This window comes from Exiguobacterium sp. R-17, from assembly GCF_049913315.1.
Classification (GTDB): Bacteria; Bacillota; Bacilli; order Exiguobacteriales; family Exiguobacteriaceae; genus Exiguobacterium_A.
The window spans coordinates 1,501,121-1,523,958 of the sequence record NZ_CP184372.1 but is presented as its reverse complement, the minus strand read 5'-3'; the positions used below and the strand labels follow the sequence as shown (position 1 = coordinate 1,523,958).

Here is a 22,838-nt window from a genome sequence, read left to right as displayed (position 1 = left end):
TCTTGCTAGAGTGTACCCGGATACGGGTGGCGGTAATCATAGCCAAAAGACAAGACTGATGAATAGGAGGATGACCACGAGATAAATAATATCCTGACGCTGAACGACCGGTACCTCGTAATACGTTCGCTCTGCTGAAAAGTGACGGGCTTCGAGAGCAATCGCCATCCGTTCTGCCCGCTGGATCGATCGTGAGAAGAGCGGTAAGCCAATTGAAAGAAATCCATCACCAGGAAAGCGACTGTGCACATTGCGAATCATCCGGACTTGCCGCAAAACGCGGACTTCTTCGACCAGTTGCGGCAGAAAGCGAATCCCGGCAAGGAATCCGTAAGCAAAGCGGGGCGATAACTTCGCCTGATGGATCAAGCTCATTACGAAACGGGTCGCGTCGGTCGTCGTGACGAAAGCGAGGCTCAAGCAGACGAACGTGGCCATCCGCAAGGCAAGTAACCAGCCGTGCGCGACGCTTTCCAACGTGACATGAAACCAACCAAACGACCAAAGAGTATTCGTTCCTTTGCCGAAAGCCGCCATCATCCAGAACGTCAATAAGAATAATAGACTATACGGCGCAAGTCGCTTCAAGAAATCAAAAGGACCCCATCCGGAGAGGAGTAGCATTGCGATAGCAAAACTCAGGAATACTAACGTTTTGACCCAGTCATTCGTTGCAATCAAGGCAAACATGATCAAAAACAATCCGCTTCCCTTAATGACGGGATTGAGTTTAGCGAACGGGGACACGTTCGTTTGCATCACGTTTCACCTCCTGGAATTGGTACGAAAGTGGACGTTGTAGCTGACAGCGCTCGAGTAATGGAACGTCAGCGAATAACTCGCTTGGGCGACCGTCAAAAGCAATCCGTCCTTGCTCCATGACGAGGACACGATCCGCATACCGGGCGACGAGCTCCATATCATGCGTCGCCATGACGAGTGTCGTACCGTTCTGTTGTTCCATCTGTAACTGTTCCATTAAGCGTCGTGTCGTCAATCCATCTTGTCCGAAGGTCGGTTCATCGAGCAACAATAAGTCTTTCGTTTGTCCGAGCATCGTTGCGACGCTGAGCCGTCGTTGTTGCCCCGTACTAAGAGCAAGTGGTGACTGCTGTTTGACAGATGTCAGTTCCAGCCGTTCGAGCAACGCCGCGCGCTTAACGTTCGTCGATGCCCGGTGGCTCCAGTCGATTTCCGCTTCGACCGTCAGCTTAAGAAACTGCAGATCCGGTTGTTGAAAGACATAGCCAACTTGCTCATAAAAGCGACGCCGGGAGTAACGATGAACCGGACGTCCCTGGAGCTGATACGTTCCACGATTGGGAAGCAACCGCCCGAGTGTCGCAAGCAATGTACTTTTCCCGGATCCATTTGCCCCAAGCAGCATCACCCATTCTCCTGTCTGCAGGGAAAATGTCGCATCGGTCAGCGGATATGGTGCTTTCGTCGATAATGCAGCGACGTGTAACAAAGAGCGACCAGCTGTAGCGACGGTGGAAGGCACATGAAGTCGCGCCGCTTGCGGTCCATCTATGGGTAATGTCTCTAACGTATACGGATACAAAGAGGGAACGGCAATACCTTTCGTTTGAAGCTCTTTGTAATCCTGGGGGAACAGATCCCGTGGATCTGCTGTCGCAGTAATCGATCCGTCCTCAAGCAAGACGACCTGGTCGACGTACGACAAACAGACATCGAGTTGGTGTTCGATCAAGACGATCGTTAAATCGTGTTCTTTTTGAATCCGAAAAATCAACGCCATCAGCTCATGTTGTCCGATTGGATCAATCTGAGCCGTTGGTTCATCGAGTAATAAGATCGTCGGCTCAAGTGCTAGGACCGCTGCGAGCGCGAGACGCTGTTTCATTCCACCGGATAGACTCGCGATCGGTGTCGAGAAGGGAAGGGGGAGACCGACGAGTGCGAGTAAGCGTTCAATTCGTTCATCCATCTCCACGTGCGGAATCGAGCGATTTTCTAAACTAAAAGCGATTTCGCGTCCGATCGTCTCCATGCAGAACTGTTCTTCTGGATTTTGAAACAAGATTCCGACCGAACCGGACCGGGTAACGGTACCAGTCTGTTCGACTTCAATCGTTTCCGGTGTCAGTCCGGCAAGGGCATGAAGTAATGTCGTCTTGCCACTCCCACTTCGTCCGAGCAGAAGGGTCGTCCCTTGCTCAATCGTCAGCGATACATGATTGAGCACCGATTTCATCTGACCGGGATAGCGGATGCTGAGGTCGTCGACAGTAATCATGCGATTTCTCGTTTCGCACGTCCTGCCGCAAACCCGTTCAAGACACCAGTCGCAACAAGGCGACGGACGAGAATGGCTGCAAGCAAGCCACCGAGTAATGCGCCGCTGATCAATTGTAAGCCAGTTGTCGCAAGCAACGTCGTCGTTGTGTAGTAACCGAATCCGTTCGCGATTAGACTATAAACGATGCTACCAATCGCGGCTCCGACACCCGATAACATCAAGGTCCATGTGTCATAACGACGGTAACGCGTCATCGCGAAGACGAGTTCCGCACCAAGTCCTTGGCAGACTCCGATCAGAAGAGCGGATAAACCAAAATGACTACCTGTGAACAGTTCGACGGCTGCCGCGACGACTTCCGCAATTAAAGCGGCACCTGGCTTTTGAATGATTGCTGCGACGAGCGGACTCGCAATGATCCAGATGCCAAACATCCAGTTGGCACCGACAGGACCGAAGATCGCTGAGATCGGTAACCAGAGTGTTGACCAACCAAGATAGATGACGCCGCAAGCGACGGCGAGCATCATCATGACCATGATTTCTTTCATTTTCCAGTGTTGCATTAGATACGTCCTCCTTTGAATGGGGGAGACGCCAAAAAAGACCGCCCTCCGTAAAAAAGAGAGCGGTCCTCAGAAAAACTGCGCGCAGCAGGAGTCATTGGATGTGATCGCTCCACTTTCCTACGCTAGTATGAACTAGATCAGGTTCGAAGGGTCCGAAGTGAATCGTCTCAGCCAATTGGGCTCCCCTAGTGGATATGGTAATAGGTGATACGCTGTTCACTTTAGGCAATCCAGCGTCTGTTGTCAAGACACAAAAAAACGATACGCCGCAAAGGGCGTATCTTTAAACGACTTATTTATTGTCTTCGTTCTCTTCAGCTGTTTCTTCTGAAGACGCTTCTGTTGCTTCCGCTTCGTTGTCTTCGCCAGCTTCTGCTTGTGCCTCTGCTTCCTCGATTTCTTCAAGATCCTGCTCGAGTGTCGATTCGACGACAGCTGCGACTTGAATATCGCCTTCTGTAACGATGCGGAAATCTTTTTGTTCTGGAAGATCGGCTACAGAAATCGAATCGCCGATTTCGAGGTTCGTGACGTCGACTTCGACGTTTTCTGGTAATTTATCTGGTGTAGCGGCGACTGTTACTTTAAAGAGTGTTTGTGATAGGAAACCACCAACTTTTGCACCGGCTGCTTCGCCAACAAGTACAACGTCTGCTTCGACTTCTGTTTCTTCATCCATTTTCACGGCGATGAATTCAACGTGATCGACTGTTGGTGTGAAGACATCCATATCACGGCGATTGATCAAGACGTTAATATTTTTACCGTCGAGTTTGAGTGAAATCAAGACGTTTTCACCGTTTTCTCGGACGATTTTAAGCAATTCTTTTTCTTCAAATGCGATTGGTGTACTTTCCACTTTGTAACCATACACGACGCCAAGAGCTTTTCCTTCATGACGCAATTGTTTACGGAGTGAGCGTGGACGTACCTCGCGTTTTTCGGCTGTTAAATTAACTGACATGTTCATTTCCCCCTTGAATTTGGTATAGCCCTCAAAAGGTAATGAATGTAGGAGCAGGACGAATCCTGAACAATATGAATCATGCTAAGACAATCGGTTTCAGACTCTCATGAATCTGACGCTTTCGTGACTTTGCATTTCTCTCCCAGGTCATTACGCTGATATTGAGAAACATGTGTGAGTAAGTCACCGGTTTGATGCGGTGCTAATGAGTTTATACCCCTATGTTTTAAATCCATAAACCTCTTTTTTTATCTTTTTGAAGTCGAAAGACCTCCAAACCGCTTGAAATCAGGGGTTGAGAGGTCTTTCGTTTTTTTCATTCTTTATGATGATTCGTTGATTTTCACGAACTAAAACACGAACGAGGCGTTCAATTTGCCGCATCGTCGTCTGTCCCATCGTCGAAATTTGCAGCCACTGATTGTAAACGAGATAGTCGCTTTCGTACTGGACGTGATACCCCTGAATGCGCAGAGCGTCGCCTAAAGCGGTTGCGGACGGATGAACGATCGTCAGTATTCCCGGCGCTTGTGCTTCTTGTTGTGCGAGGAGTTGGAATCCAGTTGCGCGGACGGCTTGTTCGAGATAGGTCATCTTGATTGCTGCTTGATTAAGATCGAGGGCATCAAGCGCTGCCTGACAGGCAAGCAACAGGTTCGACGAGCCGGAAAAGGCAACCCCTTCCGCATAGAGTCCTAAATCCAGATAACGGGGAATACAGAGAGAAGGTAGGACGCGATCTGCGTGACCAATGAACGCAAGACCCGGTAAACCACCAATCGCTTTCCCGGAAACAGTCGTGACGAATTTGCAACCAGCGTATGAGAAACGTCCGGTTCCAACAGCGCTGATCGCATCGACGACGAGTGCGGTTCGTTGATCTAACAGCACTTTTACTGCATCAAGATCATAGAGAACACCCGTTGACGTCTCACAATGCGTCAACCAGATCCAGTTGTATGCCGTTTGCCTCAATTGATGAGCGAGTTGCTTCAAGTCGATCGGGTGACCGGGGGGAAGCGTATGGACATCAAAGGACTTGCCGGCACGTGCCGCGTGATCAATCAAGCGTTGACCGAACTCGCCGCCGTTCAGGATTAATCCATGTCCAGTGAGTTGTTGCGCGACAATATCATTGGCGAGCGTACCGCTGCCGACGGCCATCGAGACATGTGGCAAATCCAGCAACTGACACATTCGGCCACGTAAATCTTGATCGAGCTGCCGCATCGAGGCCGTCCGGTGTGGACGCGGTGCTTGTTGCGCCGCTTGACGGACCGTCGGCGCAACCTCGACCGGACCGGCTAGAAAATGCAGGGGACGTAAGACATCCGCGATGACGGATCGTTCGTATGTTGCGCGCGACAACAACATCGGTACAAACTGGGCGTCACCACTACCAAGCGTAGCTGCAATCGGTGTGAAGCCGAACCGCGCGTATAGTTTTGCTTCCCGCGTCGTACCACTGATATAGACATGATCAATCGTCTCCCGCTCGAGGTAGACCATTAAAAAGCGCATCAATTGCATGAACGTACGACTATTGCGGTATTCGGGACGAACGCTAAGTAAGCGGATTTCCGCTGGGTCCGTCAGTGTCTCTTCTAGCGTCACGCCCTTTTCTTCAAGCGAAAAGGGACGATGCTTTCGAATGGCGATCATTGCGACGAGTCGATCGTCTTCCTTACCGATCAAGTAAGTGTTCTGATCATGGAATCGATCAATTCGTTTCCGTTCGATGTTCGGTTGATGTTGCGGAATCTCTTCTGTAAAGGTGAGGTAGTTCAATTCATGGATTGCTTCCGCGTCGTCCGCAGTTGCAATGGAAAAGTCGATCATGGAGACGTCCTCCTTATGTAATGGCTGGCTTGTGGAGTGCATCATGAGCCCACAGGACAAGTAGACTTACGGTAACGGTACACAAGATATTGACTGACCCTGCGTCTAAGAAGACGGGTAGTAACGGAAGTAAAACGACCGGAATAAGGCCCGCTTTGACACTATCTTTCGTTACGAGATAAGACAAACCGAGTATGCCTAATCCGGCAAGATATGCCCATGGCGTGATAGCGAAGACGATTCCGGAAAATACAGCGTACCCTTTACCGCCGCGTCGTGGATGAAACAACGGAAACAAGTGACCGATGAGCACGGCGAGGGCGACCGGATAAAACGTGTCAGTGATCTGCAACGCAAAGACTGTCTTCGCGGCATCAAACAGATAAACGAATAAAAAAGCCGGAAGCCCACCGGCACGATGGGCATTGCGGGCACCGATGTTTCCGGAACCGACCTGTGCCAAATCGGTACGACTAATGTACTTAAAGAGCGTACCACCTAAAATGCTACCGATGAGATAACCAAGCAGGAGATCAAGGATCACCGTTGTTCCTCCTTTGTCGTTACGAGATGAACGAGTTCCTTGACGGTCAAGGCGTCACTGTCTGGAGCCGTCAGGACGGCATCGACCATTTTGGCTTTTCGATCTTGTAATTCCGTCATCTTCTCTTCGATCGTTCCGCGTGTCAGCAATTTGATGACCGTCACGTCAGACTGTTGTCCAAGCCGATGGGCGCGATCGGCTGCCTGTTGTTCGACGGCCGGATTCCACCAGCTGTCAAACAGGATGACGGTATCAGCGGAGGCGAGGTTGAGTCCCGTTCCACCAGCTTTCAGCGAAATCAAGAAGAGATCGACTTCACCGTCATTGAACTGGTCGCATAACGCGACCCGGTCTTCGAGCGGTGTCTCACCCGTCAATAGGAAGTGGGGGAGGTGACGTTGCGCGAGATCCGAACGAATGCGCTCGAGCATTTGCGTATACTGTGAGAAGATCAAGATCCGTTTTCCGGCTGCTCGTTTTTCTGCAATCAGTGAGAGCAGACGCGTTCGTTTCGTTGCTTCCCCTGTGTACCCCTCGACGAATAATCCCGGATCGTTGCAAATTTGCCGCAACCGCGTTAAGCCCGCCAGTAACTTCAAACGATCTTCACGTTTCGTTTCGTCTAAATGCTGCAGCGTCTCGAGTTGCAATTTGGCGAGATACGACGCATATAACCGTTTTTGATTCGGTCCGAGCTCGACATAATGATGCTCGATCTGCTTCTTTGGTAAGTCCTGTAAGACATCTTTTTTCTCACGCCGTAATAAAAATGGTTGAATGAATTGTTGCATGTCATCAAACGACCATTTCTCAAACGTCGCTAAATCCGGCAGTAATTCCGGAAACAAGACATGGAAAATCGACCAGATATCGCGCGGTCGATTCTCAAGTGGTGTTCCCGTCAAGGCGAACCGGCGTTTTACTTGCAGATGTCGCAGTTGACTGACCGTTTGTGACTGCGGATTCTTCAAGTGCTGTGCTTCATCAAAGAAAACGACGTCATATACAGGGTGGCGACGGACGTCGGTCCGAAGCGTCGTGTAGGAGACGATCGTCACTGTGTTTTCAGCCAAGTACTCCAGTTCGGAAAGTCGGCTAGTTTGAGATCCCGTCACGACATGAACCGGTCGACCGGGTAAAAAGCGCTTCAGTTCCGCCTCCCAGTTGCGGAGCAGTGATGCTGGTGCGACGATCAGTGCACGACTATCTGAAATCGTCGCTACATAACCAATCGCTTGAATTGTCTTTCCAAGCCCCATCTCATCGGCCAAGATGCCGTGACATCCGTGCGCGTCCAAATTCTTCAGAAATTGAATGCCCGTCCGTTGATACGGATAGAGTTGTGACTCTAACGAATTCGGCAAGTCGAGCCGGAATCCTTGTCCGGATTTCAATTCGAACCATTTCTCGAGCAAATCGGCATGGAGATGCAGGATGGAGGCACCGATCAGATGCTTCATGTTCCGGACGGCAGGTAAGACGAGTCGTCCGTCGCGTAAGTCGCGTTCACTCGCTTCCATCTGGGCGAGAACCCGTTGCAACTGCTGAAAGGCCCGTGCCTCTAAAGATACGAACTGTCCGGATTTCAAGCGGTGATAGCGTTTTTGTAAGATGAGCGACTTCAGGACACGTTTCAGCTCGTCTTCCGGAATTCCATCCATCGAAAAGTTGAAGACGAGCCAGTCGAGGCGGTCTGTCACGTCGACTTCGATCCGCGGATGAAAGGGTCCTTTTGGTAACGTCGTTCGGATGGCTTGCGTTGCAAATAACTCCAGTTGACCGAGCGCAACCCGTTCGTCAAGCAGACTCCGCAAAAAAGCATACTGCGCGGCATCACTGGTGATGACATAGTGCGAATTCGATGGTGTCGCTTGGAATTCACGTAAATAGCGTAAGACACTTTGCTCCGTTACTTGATCCCGTCCAGCATAAATCGTCTCGTCGAGTGGATTCAGCTGAATCCCTTGATAATCAAACGACACGCGGACTTCAACTTTCTGAGCCGTTCGATCGAGATGGAGCTTAACGATCGGCGTACCGGAAACGATCCGTTCCTGTAAATCAGGACTGAACGAAACATCCGCAACCCGCTGCAAATACTCCGTCTGTCCAAGCAAACGATCGAAGTAGGGCAGGGACAGTTGATGCTGCTGTTTATCCGTCAATCGTTTGAGCGTCACGACGGGTCCAGTCAGTTCGAAATGGATCGCCACCCGACGATCAGGTGTGAGACTGCGTAAATAGTTGCGCGCGCCTGCGTCGTCGACTTGAATTGCCGTAAAAGGGCGGATTTGCGGCGAGAGCGGTGTTGGTGTGCCGTGTGCCTGCACATGATGCATCGCCAGCAAAACAGCGACGATATGTCCACAAAATGACGTATCCATCGCAAGCGACGGACAGTTACATCCAGCGTCGACGCCGTGCGCCTTGACGCGGACCGTCACCGTGAATCGTTCCTCACCGTCTACGCTCGCTTCAATTAGCTCGTCACCCATCCGGTAATTGTGTAACGTGACCTTTCGGGCAGCGACATACTTCTTTCCCCGTCGAAAGGCATAGGCATCAGACATCTGTTTGATTTTACGTTCACTGAGCCCGTAATTCATGAGATCCCTCCTTTAGTTAACATAATATTATTATCGTTCACCATCAAATAAATCGACGGCGCGTTTTTTCTCCGAATCACCGATATGGGCATAGACCTGCGTCGTTGCGACGGATTCGTGACCGAGTAACTGCTGGATCGTCAGGACGTCGACCCCGCCGGTCGCAAGTCGTGTCGCAAACGTATGCCGTAGTTTATGTGGCGTAATTTTTTTGCGCTCTAAAAAGGGGAGGACTGGCTTCAGTCGTTCCGTGTGCCGCTGCAAAATATGCTGGACTGCCCGTGGGCTGAGTGGTTTCCCGTGTTTTTGGAAGACAGGTACGGCGCCGCTCGTTGGCATCTGATAATGGATCGCGTATTTGCGTAAGGCAATTCGTGCTGGTTTCGCAAGTGGAATCAATCGTTCTTTATTGCCTTTCCCGATGACGCGGAGCGTATTTTCGTGGAAATCGACATCGTTCCAGACGAGTTGCGTCATCTCACTTAAACGCATCCCGCTATAGCCAAGTAATTGGAATAACGTTACGTCGCGGACACGATCCCGTTCATAATGCGACGCTTCACGGGCATTCATCTCAACGTTTGACGGCAATAACTGAATCAATTCGTCCCATTCTCGTTTTGTCAGATAAACCGGTTCCCGTTTGGCTTGTTTCGGTCGATTGACTTTGGCGACCGGGTTTTCCGACAACTGACCGGTATCGACCAAATAACGAAACAGTGACTGTAACGCTGATAACTTCCGGTTGATGACGCTCGGTGCATTTTGTTTCGTTAAGGCAAGGTATTCGGCGTAGGCTTCGATTCCTGCTGCATCGATCTCGACAAATGCTTCAAGCGGAATATCTCGCGCTGTTACCTTTTCACCTGACGCCGCAGCGACGAATTGGAAGAACGCTTCATAGTCATAGACGTAGCGGCGCATCGTTGCTAATGAGAAATGTTTGGCTGCTAACTGATCTAAATAGGACTGAATGAAGCGTGGCATCCGCTCATAACCGGCAATCGCCGGTGCTGTAGCGGAAACGGTCGTTTTATGTATTGTTTTTCCTAGGTTTTTAAATAAACTCATCCGACAATCACCCCTCTAGTAGTAGTATACCAAACGTTGATGCGTCAGACACTTGTTTGCGTGAAATAGTTATTTCACGCAATGTTAAATTGTCAGACAGGGAGCGCTCAGTTGCATCGGCAAGGTGCTAGACGGGTCGTTGGTCAACTCGATGCACGTGAGAATTTAACTTATTTTTAGAGGTTTAAGGGTTGTAGAGTCTCTTTAATAACAATAATAGTATTATGTCACCTTAATCATTAAAAAAAGAATGCATAGTCAATTTCGCTCTCAGTTGCATCGAGAAGACGTCTAGTGGGTCATTGGTCGACTCATTTGATTTCAAGACGATTTCTGAAAAACGTCGAAAACGTGCTCGATTTCGCATACTTCATCTTGGTTCGGGTATAGACTGTTAGGCAAGAGTTATTTTCATAAGGGGGAGTTCTAAATGATTACCGATCAAGAAGCACGTCAGTATTTGAAGGATGCAAAACGAATTGCAGTCGTCGGTGTCTCAAGTGATTCTGGGAAGACGGCGAACTGGATTGCTGACTACTTGGTTCAACACGGATACGAAGTCATTCCGGTCAATCCAACGTTAAACGAGTGGAACGGTCAAAAAGTCTATCCAAGTGTTGCAAGCATTCCAGGACACATCGATATCGTTGACGTTTTCCGTCGGTCTGAGTTTTTAGCGGATGTCGCGAAAGATGCTGTCGCTCACGGTGACGTCGGGATGATTTGGAATCAACTTGGTCTCTCAAGTGTCGAAGCAGAGAGCCTGGCGCTCGGCGCTGGCATTCCATATATTGAGAATCGTTGCATCAAAATCGAGCATCAATACCTGTAAGTCATCGCACGACTTTAGGCATCTTCACCCGTTCGTGAAGGTGTCTTTTTTCACGCCCATTACAGGTTATGCTTGTCAGGAAGCAAGAAGATGCCTACAATTAGAGACAGACTACTTGAAATAACGAACGAACGTTTGTAAAAACGACGTCGTAATTTCGAATTTTGAGGTGAAATGAATGGCGACAGACTTAAATAACTACAATGATGATGCCATACAGGTGCTCGAGGGACTCGAAGCAGTCCGGAAGCGCCCAGGTATGTATATCGGTTCAACCGATCACCGTGGACTTCACCATCTCGTCTACGAGATCGTCGATAATGCGATCGATGAGGCACTCGCAGGATTCGGGGAACAAATTGATGTCACGATCCATAAAGATAATGCGATCACGGTCCGTGACCATGGACGTGGGATGCCGACAGGGATGCATGCATCAGGAAAACCGACTGCTGAAGTCATCTTCACGGTCCTTCACGCCGGTGGTAAGTTCGGTCAAGGTGGATATAAGACGTCCGGTGGCTTACACGGCGTCGGGGCGTCGGTCGTTAACGCCTTATCAACGGATTTGAAAGTAACGATCTTCCGTGACGGGAAACAATATGAGCAAACGTTTGAGAACGGTGGGATTCCGAAGACGACGTTGCTCGAAACGGGTACGACGCGTCAAAAAGGAACGAGCGTCTACTTTAAACCAGATGGCTCGATCTTCAGTACGTTGACATACAACTACGATACGCTTGCGGAACGCTTACGCGAATCAGCCTTTTTGCTAAAAGGTCTGAAGATTACGTTGACGGACGAACGGTCCGACAAACAGGATATCTTCCAGTACCAAGACGGTGTCAGCGAATTCGTTCAGTATTTGAACGATGATAAAGATACGCTTCATCCGACGGTTGCATTCGAAGGAACGGAAAATGAGATCGAAGTCGACATCGCCTTCCAGTTCACGGATGCGTACTCGGAAAACGTCCTTTCCTTCGTCAACAACGTCCGGACACGCGACGGCGGCACACATGAAGTCGGTGCGAAAACGGCAATGACACGGGTCATGAATGAATATGCCCGAAAGAACACGCTCTTGAAGGAAAAGGATAAGAACCTTGACGGAAACGATATCCGCGAAGGGTTGACGATGATCGTCTCGATCCGGATTCCCGAAGAATTCCTTCAGTTCGAAGGGCAAACGAAGTCGAAACTCGGTTCACCGGAAGCACGGACGAGCTGTGACGCTGTCATCAGTCGTCGTCTCTCGACGTACTTGGAAGAGAACCCGCAAACGGCGACGCTGTTGATCAAAAAAGCAATTCGCGCCGCACAAGCCCGGGAAGCGGCACGGAAAGCGCGCGAAGAAGCACGAAACGGGAAAAAGAAGAAACGTTCGAGCATCTTGAACGGAAAACTGACACCTGCGGCTTCAAAAAACGCGGACAAGAATGAATTGTTCCTCGTTGAGGGTGATTCTGCCGGTGGTTCTGCAAAACAAGGACGAAACCGGACGTTCCAAGCAATCCTTCCACTCCGCGGGAAGGTCTTGAACACGGAAAAAGCGAAACTCGCTGACATCATGAAGAATGAAGAGATCAACACGATCATTCATGCGATTGGCGGCGGTGTCGGAGCTGATTTCGACTTGTCGGATTGTAATTTCGATAAAGTCATCATCATGACCGATGCCGATACCGACGGCGCGCATATCCAAGTCTTGCTGTTGACGTTCTTCTTCCGCTACATGCGCCCATTGATCGACGCTGGGAAGGTCTTCGTTGCCTTACCACCGCTCTATCGCGTCTCAAAAGGGAAAGGCAAATCGGAGAAGTTCGAATACGTCTGGGACGAAGAGACCCTTAAGAAAACAACGAAGAAATTCGGTAAAGGTTATATGATCCAGCGTTACAAAGGACTTGGGGAGATGAACGCACCGCAGCTCTGGGAAACGACGATGGATCCCGAGACACGGACGTTGATCCGGGTTACGATCGACGATGCTGCCGTAGCGGAAAAACGCGTCTCTGTCCTGATGGGAGATAACGTCGGACACCGCCGGACGTGGATCGAGGACAATGTCGCCTTCGGTCTCGCCGAAGACCTCTCAATCATCGAGAACGAGCACGTGACGAAAGAGAGTGTGAACGAACATGTCTAATCTACAAAACATCCTGAACCTGTCGCTCGAGCAAGTCGTCGGCGACCGGTTTGGTCGTTATTCGAAATATATCATTCAAGATCGTGCCTTACCGGATGCCCGTGATGGTCTGAAACCAGTACAACGTCGGATCTTGTATGCGATGCATACGGAAGGAAACCTGTTCGACCGTGCTTACCGAAAATCGGCGAAGACAGTCGGCGTCGTCATCGGTAACTACCACCCGCATGGTGACTCATCGGTCTATGAAGCAATGGTCCGCTTGAGCCAAGAGTGGAAGCTCCGTTACCCGTTGATCGATATGCAAGGAAACAATGGATCAATCGACGGCGATAGTGCGGCAGCGATGCGGTATACAGAAGCCCGTCTGTCAAAAGTCTCAAGCCTCATTCTTGACGGAATCAACAAACAGACCGTTGATTATACGCTCAACTTCGATGATACGACGGAAGAACCACTCGTCTTACCATCACTACTGCCGAACCTGCTGATGAATGGTTCGACGGGGATCTCCGCTGGTTACGCAACCGAGATTCCACCGCATCACGCGGGAGAAGTCCTCGATGCTGCGATCGGTCGGATCTCCGGTACGGTTCAGAACGTCGATGACTTATTGACGCATATGCAAGGTCCTGATTTCCCGACTGGTGGCGTCGTTCAAGGTCTTGACGGCATCAAAAAGGCGTTCGAGACAGGACGTGGGAAAGTTATCATCCGTTCGCGTTCAACGATTGAGACATTGCGGGGCGGTCGCCAGCAAATCGTTATCACTGAGCTCCCGTATGAGGTCAACAAAGCGAACCTCGTCAAACGGATGGAAGAACTCCGTCTTGATAAAAAGGTTGAAGGTGTTGCCGAAGTTCGTGACGAGACCGATCGCGATGGTTTACGTGTTGTCATCGAGTTGAAAAAGGAAGCGGACGCGGAAGGTGTCTTACACTTCTATCTCAAACAAACGGATCTACAAATTGCCTATAACTACAACATGGTCGCAATCCATGAACGGACACCGCGGCAAATGGGCGTCTTGACGTTGCTTGATGCCTATCTTGCACACGTCAAGGAAGTCGTCATCCGCCGGACAGCATTTGACCTCGAACAAGCGAAACGCCGTCAGGAAGTCGTTTCTGCCTTGATGACAGCAATCTCTGTCCTCGATGAGACGCTTGCCTTGATCCGTTCTGCGTCGAACAAAGCGGACGCGAAAGACAAGCTGATCGCGCGGTTCAACTTCACGGACCGTCAAGCGGAAGCCGTCGTCATGCTTCAACTCTACCGGTTAACGAATACCGATATCGTCGAGTTGCAGGAAGAAGCGGCGAAACTCGAGAAGGAGATCGCTCGTCTTGAGAAGATCCTCAACGATGAAAAGACACGGAATCGTCTCATCATCAAGGAATTGACAGTCTTGAAAGAACAAGTCGCGGACAAACGTCGCTCGACGATCGAAGCGGAAGTTGAAGAACTGAAGCTGAAGACGGAAGTCATGATCGCTGTCGAAGAAACGATGGTCTTCCTGTCGAAGAACGGGTACGTCAAACGTTCATCACTCCGTTCATTCGGTGCTTCGAACGACTTACCGGATTTGAAGGAACAAGATCGTCCGTTGCTCCAAGGCCAAGCGATGACGACGGATCACTTGATCGTCTGGACCGTTCGCGGGAATTACTTGCTGATTCCGGTCCATCAATTGCCGGATACGAAATGGAAAGATGGCGGTCAACACGTCGCGAACCTCGTCCCTCTCGAACCGGGTGACCGGGTTCTTTCAGCGGATCTCGTCCGCTCGTTCGATGAAGCCCATCACTGCTTGTTCGTGACCCGTCAAGGGATGGTCAAACGCTCGAAACTGAGTGATTACAATGCACAGCGGAAGTCAAAACCACTCCAAGGCGTCCGTCTGAAGGCAGACGACGAAGTCTTGTATGCGCAGGTCTCAACGGGTCAAACCGACCTGTTCCTCGCGACACAGAACGGTTTCGGTCTTTGGTTCACGGAAGACGACGTCCCAGTCGTTGGTGTCCGGGCTGCCGGTGTCAAAGCGATCAACCTGAAGGATCAGGATGTTGTCGCGGGTGCGATTGGCTTCAAGGAAGCACCGCAGATCGTTCTCTTGACGCAACGGGGTGCCTTGAAGAAGATGCGTCTCGCGGATCAGTTCCAAGTCTCGAGCCGTGCGCTCCGTGGCTTACAGTTACTGCGTGATTTGAAGGCTAAGCCACACCAAGTCGCAGCACTGATCGATGTCACGCAAGCGAAAGAATTGGTTCTCAGCGGGAAAGAGCAGGAGAAAACGATCCAAATCGGCTCGTTATCGTTCCTCGACCGCTTATCGAACGGTTCATTTGCCTATGACGAAGAGAAATTCGGTCCATTGCTCGACTGGTATACACGATGAGATAAGGCTCCTCCGGATAACGGGGGAGCTTTTTTAGATTTAGCAGGGCAGGAGAGGGAATTTTGAGACGAATGCTCGGAATTTTGAGATTTATCGCGAGAAATATCGTTTACAAATTGAAACACTGACCAATAACGGCTACAATAGAAGAAATAGTCAGGTCACGATTCGTCACGAACAAGCGTCGGGTCACGCGTCTCCGCAGCTTTGCTTATAGCGTCAATTGATCAAGCAGCTACGGGACCGTCCCTTTAGCTGCTTGTTGTGCAATCTGCCGACCTTGGAGAGGTGATGAAGATGAAATTCAGACGTCGCGAAAAAGTAGCAATCTATATCACTCGGGAAAAACCTAACGGATGGGAACTACTTGTTTTTCATCCACAATCGGCTCCTGAGAGTGATTGGCAGATTCCTGCAGGTACGATCGAAGATGCTGAAATCGCAAAAGAAGCGGCTGTCCGTGAGACGCTTGAGGAAAGTGGTCTCTCGTTAGCATCCGTCCAGTACATCGGCGAAGAAGAGATGCGTTATCCGGAGCGAATGCGGGTGCATTACACGTATTTCTATCATGCGCACATTGAATGCCAAGAGAACCGCTGGACGCATTGTGTGGCTGGTGACGGTCAGGATTGCGGTGATTTCTTTGATTTCGCGTGGTTGCCACTTGATCGGATCACGCAACTCGAACGCCGCCATCATATATTCTTGGATCGTTTGATTCATCGATTGGAACGGACACGTCCGTATGATTGTCGAAAACACGGTTAATCCCGTGTTTTTTGTCTTGTCTCACTATATTAAGTTTACCTTGATTATGAGACAAATTCTTATAACTATTGATAATATATGTTATGTTAACTTGAATAAAAAAATGATATTTTAGTCAGATCCACTTATCCCCCCTGCCATTTAAAAATCGGTCTATCGTCCTGTTGGTCTTCCTCCTTATTCTTTGTTACTCTAATAACAGTAACACTGCAAATGTTACCTTTTTAACGGTAACAAATTAAATGTTTCCATCATTGTGGTAACAAATGAATTGGAGGAATCGTCATGCAAGCTGTTGCTTTGTCGTTTGATGTCAAAGGCTCCCGCGATTATCCGAGCAAAGAAGCGTTACTTCAAGCGCTTCGTGTACTCGCGAACGATTTGAATACAGCATTTCCATTGAGTATTGTTCCGTTTCAAATCAAATCCGGCGATAGTTTACTAGCGGTATTCGCGGATTATCCGGTTAGTTATCCGGTCATTCTGCACTTATTAAATCAAGAATTGCCAGGTTACATCGGGATTGGATTTGGTCAATATGAGACGATTTCGACGACGCGGGCTGAAGAAGCCAATGGTAGTGCGATCATTCATGCTTTCGAAGCACAGGAATTAGCGAAGACGCTTCCATCGCGGATTGCCTTTGCTGGACCGCCCTACTTACCGACTGCCTTGTTGAACGGTTATCTCGAAATGCTGTATCCGGCTTACTTCGGGAAGACGGACCGTCAGATTGAACTGCACCGGTTGATGGATCGATATCCGGATGATACGTATGAAGAGATCGGACTGAAGATGGGCTTCAAGGAACAAGATGCCCGCGTAAATGTCGCAAAACTCGTCTCCCGCTCGCAGCGTAAGCAACGGAAGCGACTTGAAGCTGCCTTGACCCAGGCACTGGAGCAATTCCAAGTCTGGGAGGCGATTCGGTGACCGTCTTACTTAGTCTTTTACTTGTCCATCTACTTGCTGATTTTCCATTACAGACGAAACGAATGGCGCAACTGAAACATCGACACCAACGCATCTTACTCCAACATCTTGCCGTTCATGCGGCTCTGATGCTATTTGTGCTTGCGTTCTTCGTCATCCAAGGGGAATTGACCATCGACATCGCCGGATGGCTTGGAGGCAGCATTCTCGTGTTTCACGCCCTACTCGATGCTTCCCCGCTCAAACGCCGCGTCAAACAAGCAGTGGCATACTGGATTGATCAAGCGTTACATATCGTTGCCATCATCGCTTTGACATGGGTGTTCGTTCCGATCGATTGGTCGTTGTCGTTCTCGCGACCGGAGCAGATCCTGTGGATTCTTTGCTTTAGTTTAGTGACGACGGAATTACTCGGTCACGGAATCGCCTTGATGCTCGCACCATTCGCACCGCGGTTGATTGAATCGCATTTCGAGCGGAAAGTGACACGCAAAGAGCAATTAGATGGCAACTCGCGGACCGTCACGCACGAAGTCGAAGATTCTGCGCGTAGTTATACGACGGAATTAAGCGGGATCGGACGTTATATCGGTCTTGTCGAACGCGCAATCATCACCCTGCTCGTTGTCACGAATGCAACGGGAGCCATTGGCTTCATCATTGCCTTGAAGGCATTGGCTCGTTTTAAACAGTTTGAAGATCGCCGCTTTGCGGAATATTACATCATCGGGAGCTTGCTGAGTATCTTAGGAGCGATTTTATGTGGACTGGCAATCCGTGTCGCTTTGTAAACGATGAATGAAAGTGAGGGAGACGGTGTAATCCGTCGCACGACATATGAAACAAATTGGATTAGTGAGGCATCACCGGGTGACGGAAGGATATCCGACGAAAGGCTGGATTAGCGCTAGCGATATTGAAAAATGGATCGAACGGTATGATACGTCAGAGATCGATATTCAACCGGTCGAGCTCGGTCAGATTGACTGGACAGTCTGTTATGCCAGTAGCATGCCGCGTGCCGTTCAGACGGCGCAAAGCGTTTATGATCAAGAAATCATCGTGACGGATCTGCTACGTGAAGTGCCGTTTCCGACGATTCGGTCGAATCTCCGATTACCGTTCCTCGGATGGGCGGTTCTCGGTCGATTCGCAGCCCCGTTCAGTAAACGAATTCAAGCCGAAATCAAGGATGCGAATGAACGGATTGAAGTGCTCTTAAATCAATTAATGTTCGAAGACGACGAACGGGTTCTACTCGTCGGTCACGGCGGCATGATGATTCTGATGCGCGCTGCCTTAAAACGACGCGGTTACAGCGGACCACGATTCGGTCATCCGCGCAATGGGATGCTGTATCTGTTCGAGAAAGAGGAACCGACATGTTGAAATGGGGATCAACGATTCTGTTAGCACTCTGTTTAATCGTCATCTTCTATACGACACGGGACGAAGAGCCCCCTGCCCCAACGGCAGGACAGATGGAGGTCTATGGTTTTGATGTCGGTCAAGGAGATAGCACGTTCATCCGAACGAAGGAAGATGCGATCTTGATTGATGGTGGGAATAACGGCAAAGGCGAGGATGTCGTCCGCTACCTGCAAAAATTGGGTGTCAAACGTTTAACAGCGGTCATTGCGACACATCCGGACGCCGATCATATCGGCGGACTCGATACCGTCCTCGATGCCTTTCCAGTCGACAGCGTCTATGCCCCGCGAGTCACGCATACGACGGAGACGTATCGCGATTTCCTCCTTGCCGTCAAACGCGAAGGAGTGACGATCAAGTCAGTTAAGGCAGGTCTTAAAATACCGAGTGAAGCCGCACGCTTTACGTTCCTTGCTCCTCTAACAGACGGGACACAGGATCTTAACAGCTGGAGTGCCGTCCTCCGGGTCGAACATGGACAAGACCGCTTCCTCTTCATGGGCGACGCGCCGATCCGAACGGAACAACAATTACTCGAGTCAAACGCCGATGTACGTGCTGATGTCTTAAAGCTTGGACATCACGGGGCAGACACATCGTCCTCCCTGCCCTTTCTACAAGCTGTTTCACCAAAACGTGCCTTGATCTCAGCCGGAAAGGACAATGCCTATCGTCATCCACGTCCTTCCGTCTTACAAGAACTGAAGGCAGAACGGATTACGATTGACCGAACCGATCAAAGTGGAACGATCCAGTATATCTCGACTGGTGACGGTATCAAGGAATCGAACCGGTCAGATTTACGACCGGAATAACTAGACGCGGAGGTGTATCAGATGCGATTGACCGTAGCTGATTTTGAAGATGATCTAGCAATTTGTGAGACCGACGACCGTGAGACGATCACGTTACCGAAAAGTCGTTTACCGCGCCAGGCGACGATTGGCGACCGACTCGATTGGAGCGGACGCTCGATTCGGATCTTACGCAATGAGACGAACATGCGTAAAAAAGAGATCACCGAGTTGATGGATGATCTCTTTGAAGAATGATGGGATTCCCTCGGTGCGCTGAGGGAATCTTTTTTAATCAAGTAGACTGATGACGAGTCCAGTGAGGATGCTTGCTGTGAATAAGAAACCAAGTGTATACGTAAGCAAACGTAATCCGATTGGGAGTCGACGGATCGCGGCAAAGGCACGACGATTCGGGGGACCTCCGGAAACGACGCGTTGGTAATCATCGAGCGGACTATGGACGACGTCATGTTGAACGACTGGAGTGGTATCGGATTCTGTAGTGTATTGTTTCATGAGTCCATTCCTCCTTATCTTAGCAACCCTAAATACATTATTCGATAAATGACTTCCTAATCCTGTTTCAATGTTTTTGATATTTCACGAAACTTTTGGATGAAAATGGTAGTATAAAAGGTAGACGTATTTCTAGACCAATCGTTTTAGGAAAATCACTAGCAGTTTTTTCTGAATTTTCGTACACTTTAGAAATACAAAGCATCTTAAAGGGGGAATCGTTTATGTTTCAAACGTTACGGACATCACTTAAGCAATCCATCCTTGGTCAGGACGATGTGATTGATCATTTATTGATCGGTTTACTTGCCGAGGGACATATTTTACTCGAAGACCGTCCCGGGACTGGTAAGACAACACTAGCAAAAGCGCTCGCACAGACACTCGATGCAAAATTCTCACGTGTTCAATGTACAGCAGATACGTTACCGACGGATTTACTCGGAATGGAGCTGTTTAACCCACTCACTGGGTCGTTCGAACAACGGTTTGGTCCGCTGTTTGCGAACATTGTCCTCGTTGATGAGATCAACCGAACGACTCCACGGACCCAGTCCGCTCTCCTTGAAGCCATGGCAGAGGCACAAGTGACAATTGGTGATATGTCGTATACGCTACCCCAACACTTTCTTGTCATCGCGACACAAAACCCGTTCGACGGACACGGCACGTTCCCGCTCCCCCATGCGCAACTCGACCGCTTCTTGTTCAAGTTGTCGTTCGCTCCCCTGACGCGTCAAGCGGAAAAAGCATTGTTACGTGGAGCGCATCTGACCGCAGCCGATCTACACATTCCACTTGAACAACTCAACGACTGGAAAGAGGAAGTGGTTGCTGTCACGATTGAGGACAGCGTCGAAAATTACTTACTTGATGTCTGTGACGCACTCCGCGCCCATCGTGACGTTGAGATTGGACCAAGTCCACGAGCGACACTCGCCCTTTTAAAGGCAGCAAAAGCGCGTGCTTGGATGCAAGAGCGGACGTACGTCACACCAGAAGACGTCAAACACTTAGCAACGCCGCTTCTCGCTCACCGACTCGTCCTAACACTTGAAGCGACGCTGAAGTTGTCGAACGAACGTCTCGTCCAGCAGGTTCTCGATTCACTCACCGTTCCGACTGAGGTGTAATCATGCAATTGATCACACCAAAAGCCTTTAACCTCATCATTCTCACCATGACGGGCGCAAGTGGGATCATCGTCGGACTCTATGGTCCTGTTTGGATAGCGGCTCTATTATTTGCCTATACAATATACGGCTGGGTAATGCCCTATTATCTTGAATATGTCGCGAAGCGGATCCACGTCCGCCTCCTTGAGACAATCCGTGCTTTCCGGGAAGAAGCGATCCAGATTCCGTTCGAGCTGACGAATCCGACGAAGTTACCGCTTGGACGGATTACGATTTCCGGTCTACTAGGGGATCAAATCAAGCTTCCTGACGCGAGTAGTCAGTTTTGGCGTCAACACATGTATGTCGGTAAACAGACAGTCGTTCCGTTTTCAATCGATGTCATTGCCGCACAGCGAGGAACGATTCGGATTCAATCGTTTGACATCATGATCTCGGATCCGTTTCATCTGATGACGATCTATATCACGCTCGACATCCAGGAACTTGGGCATGTCTTCCCAGACTTCGCACCAGCGTCCGTCGAGTGGAACGAGCGGATGATTCCGGGTGAGACGATTGATCGTTCGAGTCCGTTTTCGGATCGTTCGAGTTTTCATTCAGTCGTTCCCTATTCCGGAGATGCGAAATCGATCTATTGGTCTGCCTATGCAAAGACAAACGAACTGTATTCGTATCAATATGATCGGAAACGTAATCATGATTATGCCGTGATCGTCGATGGTCTGTCAGCAGACGGGCTCGCCCTCCGCTCTGACTTCGAGAAACTCTTATCGCGTGCCGCAACAATCATCCGCGAACTCGAAAAACAAGGCGCTTCCTACAGTCTTTGGATCTCGATGGTCAATCGAACGGGTCAGTGGTATCATGTCCCGTCCGGTACGGGGAAACATCAGTTCCTGCGGACGATGGAATGTCTTGCCCGGATCTCAGAATATGACTTACCACTCGAGCGCCGCTATTTCACGAAACGCTTACAACGGAGCGTTCCGTCAACGACGGCAGAGATCCATCTCGGTCATCGGCAGAAAGGGGTGAGCGCATGATTCTCTGGTGGATTTTCCTAGCGAGTCTGTTACCCGTTCCGTTCTATCTAGCACTCGTTTTCCCGGCACTTGCCTTCGTGCCGCACCGCTCGCTTCGGATTGGACTACAGCTACTCGCAGCGGGATTACTGTTCATTCTATCTCCGGTTGCTTGTATTTTAGCTCTTATCTTCGTCGCCTGGACCGCATTTCTTGATACGGTCGAGTCAGCTTGGCGTTACGCCGCAAGTGGACTGATCGTCGGTGGCGTGATGATTCTATTCCCAGGTGTGACTCCACCGCTTGGTGCCTTTTTGCTCCTCTTCCTTGTCGTCGCGTATCCATTCGTCGTCACCTATATGACAGAATGGCGACGTATCTTCTCAACAGTTGGTCTGATGCTGACGTTAGGGCTCCTGTTAGCCGGTCTATTTCGATTGATGAAGGAAGCACTCGTAGGGTCCGTGACGAATTCGATCCGACCGCTGTTTGAAGCATTTGGCTCCCTCTTCCTTTGGACGGAGCCACTCGGACGAAAAGCGGACAACATGACGAACCGCGCGATGGGACTTGAAAACATCAAAAGCGTGGAAGACGTCAAACAAGCAACGGTCCAAGCGGGAACGTCACATTGGATTTGGATCGTGACGGCAATCGTGACTGTACTGTTCGTTGCAATCACGCTGTACGTCATCCGGAAGCGAAAAGTCATTCCGATTGAAATGGAACAGACTGTCAAACGTTCCAAACAGGTACGAACGCATGCTCCAAAACGTTATAGTCATCACCCGTTGCTGAAGATTGCTTCGCAACTTGAACAAGCCTTCCCAAGACGTCATGAGGAGACGACGCTTGAGTGGTTGATGCGGATTGAGTTCCCGGATGCGTCATCCAATGCGCGTTTAATCGACGGGATTGAATTCAGCACAAGCGAACCCGCCTATGATATCCAAACGTTCCGGCGTCAAGTACGCGAACAAATCGAACGTTAACA

21 protein-coding genes and 1 riboswitch are annotated in these 22,838 nt (G+C 49.8%); of the genes, 12 read left to right on the top strand and 9 right to left on the bottom strand.

Annotated features, from left to right (window positions below):
* Positions 1-36: 36 nt before the first annotated feature.
* From ACN9MT_RS08090 to ACN9MT_RS08055, 8 genes are all read right to left on the bottom strand, one after another.
* Complete coding sequence (locus ACN9MT_RS08090; RefSeq protein ID WP_069201463.1) at positions 37-759, bottom strand: energy-coupling factor transporter transmembrane component T family protein; 723 nt, start codon at positions 757-759, stop codon at positions 37-39.
* The gene (locus ACN9MT_RS08085) at positions 731-2,260 is read right to left on the bottom strand and encodes an ABC transporter ATP-binding protein (RefSeq protein WP_426271975.1); all 1,530 of its coding nucleotides are present in this window, start codon (positions 2,258-2,260) and stop codon (positions 731-733) included. The genes ACN9MT_RS08090 and ACN9MT_RS08085 overlap by 29 nt, the downstream gene beginning before the upstream one ends.
* Positions 2,257-2,829, bottom strand: coding sequence for an ECF transporter S component (locus ACN9MT_RS08080; protein WP_035407914.1), 573 nt, complete (start codon positions 2,827-2,829; stop codon positions 2,257-2,259). The genes ACN9MT_RS08085 and ACN9MT_RS08080 overlap by 4 nt, the downstream gene beginning before the upstream one ends.
* A gap of 100 nt (positions 2,830-2,929) precedes the next feature.
* Positions 2,930-3,029: riboswitch (TPP riboswitch) on the bottom strand.
* A gap of 95 nt (positions 3,030-3,124) precedes the next feature.
* The gene (locus ACN9MT_RS08075; protein ID WP_214728666.1) at positions 3,125-3,796 is read right to left on the bottom strand and encodes a 50S ribosomal protein L25/general stress protein Ctc; all 672 of its coding nucleotides are present in this window, start codon (positions 3,794-3,796) and stop codon (positions 3,125-3,127) included.
* A gap of 291 nt (positions 3,797-4,087) precedes the next feature.
* Positions 4,088-5,638 (bottom strand): GNAT family N-acetyltransferase, encoded by a 1,551-nt coding sequence (locus ACN9MT_RS08070; protein WP_426271974.1) that lies wholly within the window; start codon positions 5,636-5,638, stop codon positions 4,088-4,090.
* A 13-nt stretch (positions 5,639-5,651) separates the two neighbouring features.
* Entirely contained in the window at positions 5,652-6,182 is a 531-nt protein-coding gene (locus ACN9MT_RS08065) for a glycerol-3-phosphate acyltransferase (RefSeq protein ID WP_426271973.1), read from the bottom strand.
* On the bottom strand, positions 6,179-8,788 hold the full coding sequence (locus tag ACN9MT_RS08060) for a DEAD/DEAH box helicase (RefSeq protein WP_426271972.1): 2,610 nt from the start codon (positions 8,786-8,788) through the stop codon (positions 6,179-6,181). The genes ACN9MT_RS08065 and ACN9MT_RS08060 overlap by 4 nt, the downstream gene beginning before the upstream one ends.
* A 30-nt stretch (positions 8,789-8,818) precedes the next feature.
* Positions 8,819-9,859, bottom strand: a complete 1,041-nt coding sequence (locus tag ACN9MT_RS08055) for a tyrosine-type recombinase/integrase (protein ID WP_426271971.1) — start codon at positions 9,857-9,859, stop codon at positions 8,819-8,821.
* A gap of 430 nt (positions 9,860-10,289) precedes the next feature.
* Between ACN9MT_RS08055 and ACN9MT_RS08050 the strand changes: the two genes are divergently transcribed.
* From ACN9MT_RS08050 to ACN9MT_RS08010, 9 genes are all read left to right on the top strand, one after another.
* Entirely contained in the window at positions 10,290-10,691 is a 402-nt protein-coding gene (locus tag ACN9MT_RS08050) for a CoA-binding protein (RefSeq protein WP_035407950.1), read from the top strand.
* 178 nt (positions 10,692-10,869) lie between these two features.
* Positions 10,870-12,840: a DNA topoisomerase IV subunit B gene (gene parE, locus ACN9MT_RS08045; protein WP_035407952.1), complete on the top strand. Its 1,971-nt coding sequence runs from the start codon at positions 10,870-10,872 to the stop codon at positions 12,838-12,840.
* Positions 12,833-15,238, top strand: coding sequence for a DNA topoisomerase IV subunit A (gene parC, locus ACN9MT_RS08040; RefSeq protein WP_056061450.1), 2,406 nt, complete (start codon positions 12,833-12,835; stop codon positions 15,236-15,238). Before parE ends, parC begins: the two co-directional genes overlap by 8 nt.
* A gap of 297 nt (positions 15,239-15,535) precedes the next feature.
* Positions 15,536-16,006, top strand: coding sequence for an NUDIX domain-containing protein (locus tag ACN9MT_RS08035; RefSeq protein WP_231681758.1), 471 nt, complete (start codon positions 15,536-15,538; stop codon positions 16,004-16,006).
* Between the two features lie 285 nt (positions 16,007-16,291).
* Positions 16,292-16,939 carry a hypothetical protein gene (locus ACN9MT_RS08030; RefSeq protein WP_035407956.1) on the top strand — a complete coding sequence of 216 codons (648 nt, stop codon included), beginning with the start codon at positions 16,292-16,294 and terminating at the stop codon, positions 16,937-16,939.
* Complete coding sequence (locus ACN9MT_RS08025; RefSeq protein WP_426271970.1) at positions 16,936-17,730, top strand: DUF3307 domain-containing protein; 795 nt, start codon at positions 16,936-16,938, stop codon at positions 17,728-17,730. Before ACN9MT_RS08030 ends, ACN9MT_RS08025 begins: the two co-directional genes overlap by 4 nt.
* Before the next feature lie 79 nt (positions 17,731-17,809).
* Positions 17,810-18,328: a histidine phosphatase family protein gene (locus tag ACN9MT_RS08020; protein ID WP_426271969.1), complete on the top strand. Its 519-nt coding sequence runs from the start codon at positions 17,810-17,812 to the stop codon at positions 18,326-18,328.
* Positions 18,325-19,185: a ComEC/Rec2 family competence protein gene (locus ACN9MT_RS08015; protein WP_426273483.1), complete on the top strand. Its 861-nt coding sequence runs from the start codon at positions 18,325-18,327 to the stop codon at positions 19,183-19,185. Before ACN9MT_RS08020 ends, ACN9MT_RS08015 begins: the two co-directional genes overlap by 4 nt.
* Before the next feature lie 21 nt (positions 19,186-19,206).
* Complete coding sequence (locus ACN9MT_RS08010; protein ID WP_426271968.1) at positions 19,207-19,422, top strand: DUF3006 domain-containing protein; 216 nt, start codon at positions 19,207-19,209, stop codon at positions 19,420-19,422.
* 33 nt (positions 19,423-19,455) lie between these two features.
* Here the strand turns inward: ACN9MT_RS08010 and ACN9MT_RS08005 are convergent, their stop codons facing one another.
* A complete protein-coding gene (locus ACN9MT_RS08005; RefSeq protein ID WP_426271967.1) occupies positions 19,456-19,683 on the bottom strand; it encodes a hypothetical protein in 228 nt (75 codons plus the stop codon).
* A gap of 224 nt (positions 19,684-19,907) precedes the next feature.
* Between ACN9MT_RS08005 and ACN9MT_RS08000 the strand changes: the two genes are divergently transcribed.
* The 3 genes from ACN9MT_RS08000 to ACN9MT_RS07990 are packed head-to-tail and all read left to right on the top strand — an operon-like array spanning position 19,908 to position 22,836.
* Complete coding sequence (locus ACN9MT_RS08000) at positions 19,908-20,816, top strand: AAA family ATPase (protein WP_056061438.1); 909 nt, start codon at positions 19,908-19,910, stop codon at positions 20,814-20,816.
* 2 nt (positions 20,817-20,818) lie between these two features.
* The gene (locus ACN9MT_RS07995; protein WP_368914937.1) at positions 20,819-21,865 is read left to right on the top strand and encodes a DUF58 domain-containing protein; all 1,047 of its coding nucleotides are present in this window, start codon (positions 20,819-20,821) and stop codon (positions 21,863-21,865) included.
* A complete protein-coding gene (locus tag ACN9MT_RS07990) occupies positions 21,862-22,836 on the top strand; it encodes a hypothetical protein (protein ID WP_375091755.1) in 975 nt (324 codons plus the stop codon). Before ACN9MT_RS07995 ends, ACN9MT_RS07990 begins: the two co-directional genes overlap by 4 nt.
* Positions 22,837-22,838 lie beyond the last annotated feature (2 nt).